The 8,108-nt window shown below is 45.0% G+C and carries 11 protein-coding genes and 2 pseudogenes; 11 read left to right on the forward strand and 2 right to left on the reverse strand.

From position 1 onward, the window contains the following. Positions 1–137 precede the first annotated feature (137 nt). Positions 138–254, forward strand: a pseudogene (locus O9290_RS28260) (XRE family transcriptional regulator); the annotation flags it as partial. A gap of 138 nt (positions 255–392) precedes the next feature. Here O9290_RS28260 and O9290_RS28265 read toward each other — a convergent pair. Further along, positions 393–761, reverse strand: a pseudogene (locus O9290_RS28265) (DUF5615 family PIN-like protein). Further along, positions 752–1,000 carry a DUF433 domain-containing protein gene (locus O9290_RS18710; protein WP_002774376.1) on the reverse strand — a complete coding sequence of 83 codons (249 nt, stop codon included), beginning with the start codon at positions 998–1,000 and terminating at the stop codon, positions 752–754. The pseudogene O9290_RS28265 and the gene O9290_RS18710 overlap by 10 nt, the downstream one beginning before the upstream one ends. 231 nt (positions 1,001–1,231) lie before the next feature. On the opposite strand from O9290_RS18710, the gene O9290_RS18715 reads away from it, so the two are divergent. The 10 genes from O9290_RS18715 to O9290_RS18760 all read left to right on the forward strand — a co-directional run bounded on the left by O9290_RS18715 (position 1,232) and on the right by O9290_RS18760 (position 7,894). Further along, complete coding sequence (locus tag O9290_RS18715; protein ID WP_288057635.1) at positions 1,232–2,848, forward strand: AAA-like domain-containing protein; 1,617 nt, start codon at positions 1,232–1,234, stop codon at positions 2,846–2,848. A gap of 27 nt (positions 2,849–2,875) precedes the next feature. Then, the gene (locus O9290_RS18720; protein ID WP_002761389.1) at positions 2,876–3,007 is read left to right on the forward strand and encodes an element excision factor XisH family protein; all 132 of its coding nucleotides are present in this window, start codon (positions 2,876–2,878) and stop codon (positions 3,005–3,007) included. Further along, a complete protein-coding gene (locus tag O9290_RS18725) occupies positions 2,995–3,330 on the forward strand; it encodes a XisI protein (RefSeq protein ID WP_288057637.1) in 336 nt (111 codons plus the stop codon). Before O9290_RS18720 ends, O9290_RS18725 begins: the two co-directional genes overlap by 13 nt. A 68-nt stretch (positions 3,331–3,398) precedes the next feature. Then, positions 3,399–6,149, forward strand: coding sequence for an AAA-like domain-containing protein (locus tag O9290_RS18730; protein WP_288087372.1), 2,751 nt, complete (start codon positions 3,399–3,401; stop codon positions 6,147–6,149). Between the two features lie 47 nt (positions 6,150–6,196). Next, on the forward strand, positions 6,197–6,496 hold the full coding sequence (locus tag O9290_RS18735) for a type II toxin-antitoxin system Phd/YefM family antitoxin (protein ID WP_002761387.1): 300 nt from the start codon (positions 6,197–6,199) through the stop codon (positions 6,494–6,496). Further along, entirely contained in the window at positions 6,468–6,767 is a 300-nt protein-coding gene (locus O9290_RS18740) for a Txe/YoeB family addiction module toxin (protein ID WP_002761386.1), read from the forward strand. Before O9290_RS18735 ends, O9290_RS18740 begins: the two co-directional genes overlap by 29 nt. A gap of 29 nt (positions 6,768–6,796) precedes the next feature. Continuing rightward, positions 6,797–7,033, forward strand: coding sequence for a hypothetical protein (locus tag O9290_RS18745; protein ID WP_043999266.1), 237 nt, complete (start codon positions 6,797–6,799; stop codon positions 7,031–7,033). Positions 7,034–7,069: 36 nt separating this feature from the next. Beyond that, positions 7,070–7,360 (forward strand): hypothetical protein, encoded by a 291-nt coding sequence (locus O9290_RS18750; protein ID WP_002761385.1) that lies wholly within the window; start codon positions 7,070–7,072, stop codon positions 7,358–7,360. After that, positions 7,350–7,742, forward strand: coding sequence for a toxin-antitoxin system TumE family protein (locus tag O9290_RS18755; protein WP_002761383.1), 393 nt, complete (start codon positions 7,350–7,352; stop codon positions 7,740–7,742). The genes O9290_RS18750 and O9290_RS18755 overlap by 11 nt, the downstream gene beginning before the upstream one ends. Beyond that, on the forward strand, positions 7,739–7,894 hold the full coding sequence (locus tag O9290_RS18760; protein WP_002754850.1) for a hypothetical protein: 156 nt from the start codon (positions 7,739–7,741) through the stop codon (positions 7,892–7,894). Before O9290_RS18755 ends, O9290_RS18760 begins: the two co-directional genes overlap by 4 nt. The last annotated feature ends 214 nt before the right edge of the window (positions 7,895–8,108 follow it).

Consider the following 8,108-nt stretch of genomic DNA (forward strand, 5'->3'; position numbering starts at 1 on the left):
ATCGGGGGGAAAATTCCTGGACTTTTTCCCTGAAAATTAGGTAATTGGCCACCTCAAAACTGGTAAAACCCCACACCCCACACCCCACACCCCACACCCCACACCCTGCCACCACCGAAAAACTTTTTCAGCAGACCCTAAATACACTGCGCGAAGTAGTTAACGCCTTAGGTGGAACTGTCGAAATTATTGTCAAAATTCCCAACAAAGAACCTATAATTATTGGTGACTATTCAGAAACGAAGTGTAATTAACCACAGAGACACAGAGGACAGGGAGATTATTTGCCAATGTTATAATTTGTACTCAATAATAAAGGTGTTCGCTTTTGGAACACAATATTTAAGATGGAATTAACGGGAAGACTCCATGAACGCTATAAAGCAAAAATCTTAAATTGATAAAAGTCTAATCCTAAAAATACGATCTGTCACTGACACAATTGCTCCCGTCTTTAATGCTTTTGTACAATCTCGTAAAACTATAGTTAAACGCTGATTAATTAGATTGTAGTTTTCATTGCCTAAACGGAATAGGATGACACTTGATCAATTATCACCACTAATAGCGAGAAGTTGAGAAAAATCTAGATCGACAGTTAAAATTATCCGCTTTTCTCTTTTTGCTTTGGCAAGAATTTACTGATCAGATAAAGTTTGTAAGCCTTCATCTCGAAGATGAACGACATCATAACCTTGTTCTCTTAACCATGAGACTGTACGCAGAGAAATCCCCATATCGGCTAGAAACTCTATCTCCATTGCTCGATTAATTCAAAATAATGAACTTGTTCTCTGGCTAACCAAGAAGCATATAATAAACATTGGTGAATATCTTCTCTTTCTAGGTCAGGGTATTCCTCTAATATTTCCTCTATCGGCTTTTCGTTAGCAAGTAGATTAAGAATTAAAGAAACAGGAATACGCATTCCTCGAATACAGGCTTGACCTGCCATAATTTTGGAGTTAAAAGTAATTCGGTCTAATTGTTTTAAGGTCATATAGTTTCCAGAAATATGAAGATGATACCTGTGGTAATTTTATTATAGCTAATTCTATAGTTGCGAGTGGAAGTGGGAAATTACTCCTTCAGTGAGGGTGCAAAGCTTGTCTCCAACCCCATAGGGAAGATTAGGGAATGGTGAGGTTTTAAGTTGTAGTAGTATAACAAGTAGACGAGAAAACGGGTTTTTTGAAAAAACCCGTTTTCTGAAATCGTAAAACTGACAGCCATGATTTTATCTAATCCAGACATATCAGCCACACCGCTCGATGTATTTATTTCTTACTCTCACCGGGATGAGAAACTGCGGGAAACTTTGGGACTTCACCTCGCGTCATTACAAAGACAGGGAGTGATTAAATCATGGCATGATCGCAAAATTAGCGCTGGAACAGAGTGGAAACAAGCCATTGATGAAAATCTCAATTCAGCCGAGATTATTCTGTTGTTGATTAGTGAAAACTTTATCGCTTCTGACTACTGTTATGATCTTGAAATGCAACGGGCGATCGCACGGCATGATGCGGGGGAGGCGCGGGTGATTCCGATTATTTTGAAGCCGGTGGATTGGAGTGGTGCGCCTTTTGGTAAGTTGCAAGCTTTGCCAAAAAATGCCAAGCCTGTGACGACTTGGAGTAATCGGGGTGAGGCGTTTTTAAATATTGCTAAGGGGATTCGCCACGCGGCAATGGAAATGGCGACAGTGTTAACTGACAAACAGCCCACTGTCTTGCCAGAGCCGCAACAATCCGCCAAAGCCACTGAGATGCCGACGCAATCGGAACCCCTCAAGCCAACAGTTACTCCAGACAAGATACAACAGGAAATTAGCTTGGAATCTCCAGAAGGACAAGTTAGCATTGACTCTCGCTTTTATATTACTTCCCCTTACGAAGAACGGTGCTATGAGGAAATTCAAAAGCCTGGCTCCCTGATTCGGATTAAATCGCCCCACAATATGGGCAAATCGTCCCTGATGGCGAAGGTACTTGCCCAAGCATCTCAACTAGGCTATCGTGCGGTAACGATCGATCTGGAACAGACCAATCAAAAGTTCTTTGACGATCTCGACAAGTTCATGCAGTGGTTTTGTGCGTCGGTGGGTAAACCACTAGGAGTAAGGGTCAAGATTGAAGAGTATTGGGATGATATTTTTGGAGCGAACGATAACAGTACGGATTATTTTGAGAAGTATTTATTAGAGGGGAACGATCGCCCGTTAGTGTTGGCGATCGATAACTTTGATCGCATCTTTAAATACGCAGATATCGAGACGGATTTATGCGGATTATTGCGCGGCTGGCATGAAAGTTCCAAGATTAAAAAACTGTGGCAGAAATTGCGGCTGATCATCGTCCATTCTCAAGAGTCCTATGCCCAACGGGATATCAATCAATCGCCTTTTAATGTGGGGTTGCCCATCGAATTGGGAGAGTTTACGCCTGAACAGGTACAGGAGTTGGTAGCACGGCACGGATTAACTTGGACAGAGGGGGAACTCGAACAATTTATGGGGTTAATTGGAGGGCATCCCTACATGGTGCGCTCGGCACTCTATCACATTGCAGCGGGGGATCTTTCTTTGGCGGAATTTTTGCGGACGGCTCCCACAGAAGCGGGAATTTACAGCGATTATCTGCGGGGACATTTGAAGACTTTGGAAGATTATCCTGAACTGGGGGCAGCCATGAAATTGGTTATTACTTCTGAAGCGCCGGTACGTTTGCGGTCTGAGGAGTCGTTTAAACTGGACAGTATGGGATTAGTGGTGCGGGTTGATAATAATGTGAAACCTCGCTGCGATCTTTATCGTCAGTATTTTTGCGATCGCTTGGGAGGAAATTAAATAAAAACACTTTATTGTAAACTAGATTTGGCGATTAGAGATGTGATTTATAATTCATTTTTTGAAGAGCCAATCGGACAAATTTTAATCGAAGATGAAAATCTCAAGTTTATTGTTTTTGATGCTGAAAAGGAGGTCATTTCGCAATGGAAAAATTAGATCAGTATCGTCATATTATTAAATCGGTTTTGATTCCTTATACTGAAATCCCTTATTCTCACGGCGAATTGATTTGTAAGCCGATTTTTGATGAAGTTCGAGATAGCTATCTTTTGATGACGCTCGGATGGGATCGCAAAACTCGCGTGCATGGCTGTTTAATTCATTTGGATATTATCAACGAGAAAATCTGGGTACAACGAGATGAAACCGAAGACGGAGTAACCCATGAGCTAGTGGCAGCGAGTGTTCCCCAGCAGGATATTGTCCTCGCTTTTCATCCGGCGGATGTACGCGGTTACACGGGCTACGCGATCGCCTAACCTCTTAGAAAACGGGTTTCTTAAAGAAATCCGTTTTCTGGGACATATTTTTAGCAATTTGGTATCAGATGACAAACCCAACTTCCTCGACTCCTTTTAGCTATCAAGTAGGCGGGAGCTTACCTGCCGAATATCGTGGGTATGTAGAGCGACAGGCCGATCGCGAATTGTACGATCGCCTGAAATCAGGAGAATATTGTTTTGTCTTTAACTCGCGGCAGATGGGCAAGTCTAGTTTGCGGTTGCGGGTGATGCAGAAGTTAGCGGCAGAGGGGGTGGCTTGTGCGGTCATTGACCCGCAAACCCGGGGAACCAGTTTGAGCGAGGATCAGTGGTATGCCGGAACCATAAAACGCTTGATCGATGATTTGCATTTACAAGAGAAAATCGATTTTTCGAGTTGGTGGAAGGATCTGGCGGCTCAGTCGATTTCGGCGGTCGAACGCTTTACTTATTTTATCGATCGCGTATTGCTGGCAGAACTCTCGCAAGATGTCGTCATTTTTGTCGAAGAAATTGATAACCTGCTCAGTCTCAAGTTTGATACCGATGGTTTTTTCATTCTGATTCGCTCTTTCTTTGAGCGGCGGGCGGAAGATCTGCGTTATCGGCGGCTGACTTTTGCGTTTTTAGGGGTGGCAACACCTTCCGATCTGATTGTCAGTAAGCGTAGTTCGGCGTTTAATATCGGTCGGGCGGTGGAGATGAGTGGCTTTCAACTCCAGGAAGCTCAACCTTTGATGCAGGGTTTGGTGGGCAAGGTGGACGATCCGCAGGCGGTGCTGCAAGCGGTGTTGTATTGGACGGGGGGACAGCCGTTTTTGACGCAGCGGGTCTTGAATTTGGTAGTGCAGGAGGCAGATTTGCGCCTATCGCCCCCAGATTTGGTGGCGCAGGTGGTGACGAGCCAGCTTATCGATAATTGGGAGGCGCAGGACGTGCCGCCGCATTTGAAAACGATTCGAGACAGGATTTTACGCAGTGACGAACGGCTGCGGGGGCGACTGCTAGGGATTTATCAGCAAGTTTTGGATGCTGAACCCCCCCCTCTCTCATCCAGAAAGGAAGGGGGGATCATTGCCGATGAGAGCTATGAGCAAATACAACTGCGGCTGACGGGTTTGGTGGTGAAGCGAGAGGGCAGGTTGAAAGTCTATAACCCCATCTACGCGCAGGTGTTTAATGGGCAGTGGGTGGCTCGCGCTTTGGCGGATTTGCGTCCGGGGTTTTATGGGGAGGCGTTTAAGGCTTGGCAGGAGGCACAAGAGGAGCAGAAAGAGTCGTTTTTGTTGCGGGGACAGGCGTTAAGAGATGCGGAGACTTGGGCAAAAGGAAAGCGTTTGAGTAAAGAAGATGAACGCTTTTTAGATGATAGCCAGGATGTCGAAAAACGGGATATGGAAAGGCGATTGGCGGCGGAAACGGAAGCGAATCAGATTTTGACGGCGGCGAGGGAACAGGCGGAAACAGAATTAGAAACAGCGAACCAAGCATTATTAGAAACAAGGGAGGAATCCGATAGAATCATCAAAAAAGCCAATCGACGGAATAAGCTTAGTTTGTTGGGGGCATTGGGAGCTATTGTCATTGCTGCTATTGCCGTTCCTATTTCGATAAAGGCAACGACTAATTTCAGGGTTGCCCAAACCAATATCACAAAACTGAACGGCGACAAACTGAGATTATTAGCAGACCAAAGGAAGTTACAGCAAGACAAAATTATTTTAGATAGCAATTTGCGCCAGACGAGGGGAAAGGAAAAATTAGCCCAGAAAAATCTCTCAGTAGCGCGAGGAAAGCTAAAGGATGCCGATCGCAAGTTCCAGCAGGCACAAAACCAAGCGCGATCGGCCCAGCAGCAATACCTACAAGCACAGGAACGGGTACTGGTAGCCTCGGCGCAGTTGGCTCAAGTCAACCGAGATAGGGCAGCCACAGAACGGGATAAGGTGGCAGCAGAGCAGCAGTTCCGACTTGCCGCAGCCCAGCAGCAAAAGGCAGAAAGGGCGGCGCGACAGGCAGAGATAGCGTTGCAACAGGCGCAGGAAACACGGGATACGATCCTTGCGGTCAATCGGTTAGAGCGGTCGGGTGAGGTTGCCTTAAATAACTTTCAATTTGGACAGATCCCAGCATTGGTAGAGGCGATCCAAGTTGGAGAAGCGGCGAAGGCATTGGCACAGAAAAAGGGACGGGCGGGGTTTGCGGCAAATCCCCTTTACGCGCTGCAAACGATGCTAGATACCGTAGAAAATCGTGCAGGGCAACCTTGGCAGCACCAAACCCTCTTGGCTCATCAAAACACTGTCATAACAGCCGCCTTTAGCCCGGACGGCAAGCGCATCGTCACCGCCTCAGAAGACAACACAGCGAGGGTGTGGGATGCCGAGACGGGAAGAGAAATCGCCTCCCTCAACGGCCATCAAAAAGCTGTCATAACAGCCGCCTTTAGCCCGGACGGCAAGCGCATCGTCACCGCCTCCTCTGACGGGACGGTGAGGGTTTGGCCTGTGGAAAATCTCGATCGCCTGTTGGTTCGAGGTTGCCACTGGCTCCGAAACTATTTAATCGTCAATCCTCAAGCGTTAGCTAAACTAGCAACCTGCCAAACCCCCGACCTCACCCAAGCCAGCGCCCCCTACCTCGTCGAATACAGCGAAGCCTTAGCTAGGGAAGGCAAAATCAATGAGGCAATTGAAGGCTTTAAAATCGCCCAAAAGTGGAATCCTAGCCTCCGTTTTGATCCCGTCGCCCGCGCCAACCAACTCGCCAACGACGCTAAAACCGACATTCCGCCTATGATTGAGTCTACTCAGTAGTCAAAAGTCAAAACTATAATCTGAGAGAGAAGGAGAAAGGAGAAAAAATGAACCCAAAAATTGACCAGACTCAAGCTGGTAGTAACTTTGACAAAATTTGCGATCGCGTCATTTCTACTCGTCAACCAATAGAAATTACACGGGAAGGTGGTGAAAGCATTTCCTTGATTCTTACAGCAGAACTCAATAGCTTGATAGAAACTGCTTATTTATTCAGTTCTCATGAAAATGCAGTACGCCTCCTAGATGCACTACAACGTGCCAAAGCCAGAACGAATCAGCCTCAAACTTTAGAAAACTTATGCCAGGAGTTAGGTATTGACAAAGAAGAAAAAGTCTCAGCCTAAGCCAGAACGCGAACTCGTTTTTGATATAAGGTTTCTAGAAGACCTCAGATATTGGGTAGAAACTGAGAGAAAAATTGCCCTTCGTCTGTTATCTTTAGTTGAAGAAATTCGACGCAATCCTTTTGAAGGAACGGGCAAACCTGAACCCTTAAAATATCAAGATGCCAATGTTTGGTCTCGCCGCCTTACCCAATCTGATCGTATTGTTTATCTGGTTAGTCACGATCGGATAGAATTTTTGCAAGGTCGTTATCATTATAGCGATCGCTAAGTACCTAGACAAGCTAAAACGCCAACCCCATGCTCAAAATAGAAATCACCGATACCTCCATCACCCTCATCCAACTCCTCCATGAAGTTGAAAAAGGACAAGACATCATTATTTTCCGAGAAGGTCAACTCATTGCCCAACTCTCGCCCCCGCTAAATTCCCGCCACCCTCTAAGTTCCCACCAGGCTTTGCGATCCCAACATCAACCCTCCGCGATCCAAAGCCTTGACATCCTGCAACAATTACGCCAAGAAGCACACTATTGATTTACCTAGACACCAGCTTTTTAGCTCCATTTTATTATGAAGGAACTCACACTCATCTCTCATCACTCCGGCTCCCTCAAACCTCTAATCGAAGGCGCAATCGCTGAAGCCCTACGTTCCACTGAAGCGGGTATCCAGCGTACCGAACAACGACTGCGAGAATTTGAGGACAAATATCAACTGTCCACAGCAGAATTTCTGCATCGCTACGAAAACGACGAATTTCAGGAAACCCTGGAACTTGACGAATGGATTGGCGAATTGCGAATGCTACAATGCCTACAGGAAAAAGCAGAAAGACTCAGAGGAATTGAATTTGTTAATTGAAGATTATTTTCAACAGATTCAAACAATTATCGCAACCTGTTCAGTAGTAAAATTTTTTACGCTAGATTGTGAAAAACGTGATAGTTATGAAGGATTTATTCGAGCCGAAATTAAATTCATTGATAATTCAGTTCTGCATATTCGAGAGTTTGTCAATATCGAAACAATTATTAATCGTAATATGTACGCTTATCAGTATATGAATACCATGAATACCTTAATTTTCCGTTATGATAATACTCCACATCATAAAAAGCTGAACCTCCCAACCTATCCCCATCACAAACATGACAGCAGTGAAGAAAATGTAATCTCGTCCGCTGCTCCAACACTCTTAGAAGTTCTTCAGGAAATTACCGCCAGAATCAGGAGTTTTCTATGAATGAACTAAAAGGAATCAGTATCAATAAACTGATTGAATATCTTTCCACCAACACTTTAGCCGAATTTAATGCCTATACTAGATTTAAGGAAATGGCAGCTAATGGCAACCCAGAAGAAGGATTGAAAATCTTGGCTAAATTTGATAAGTAGGTAGGCGTTAAAAGTTGTCAGATGCCCCCCTTATTAAGGGGGGATTAAAGGGGGGACTAAGGGGGGATCGGCACCCCCCTTATTAAGCTATCCATTAGTCACATCTTTCTTAACATAAAATTTGACAAAAAGAGAAAAGTGTGCCAGATGGCTCAAGGGGGTTCTATGGGGGAACTAATTTGATGAGATAGTTTCCAAGTCTCGCTGATATCAT

It is taken from the genome of Microcystis sp. LE19-41.2A, from assembly GCF_027530405.1.
GTDB lineage: Bacteria > Cyanobacteriota > Cyanobacteriia > Cyanobacteriales > Microcystaceae > Microcystis > Microcystis aeruginosa.

Coding starts and splice junctions, on each gene's coding strand:
- O9290_RS18710 (WP_002774376.1), bottom strand. CDS start 1,000: ATGACCTTAAAACAATTAGACCGAATTACTTTTAACTCCAAAATTATG.
- O9290_RS18715 (WP_288057635.1), top strand. CDS start 1,232: ATGATTTTATCTAATCCAGACATATCAGCCACACCGCTCGATGTATTT.
- O9290_RS18725 (WP_288057637.1), top strand. CDS start 2,995: ATGGAAAAATTAGATCAGTATCGTCATATTATTAAATCGGTTTTGATT.
- O9290_RS18730 (WP_288087372.1), top strand. CDS start 3,399: ATGACAAACCCAACTTCCTCGACTCCTTTTAGCTATCAAGTAGGCGGG.
- O9290_RS18735 (WP_002761387.1), top strand. CDS start 6,197: ATGAACCCAAAAATTGACCAGACTCAAGCTGGTAGTAACTTTGACAAA.
- O9290_RS18745 (WP_043999266.1), top strand. CDS start 6,797: ATGCTCAAAATAGAAATCACCGATACCTCCATCACCCTCATCCAACTC.
- O9290_RS18750 (WP_002761385.1), top strand. CDS start 7,070: ATGAAGGAACTCACACTCATCTCTCATCACTCCGGCTCCCTCAAACCT.
- O9290_RS18760 (WP_002754850.1), top strand. CDS start 7,739: ATGAATGAACTAAAAGGAATCAGTATCAATAAACTGATTGAATATCTT.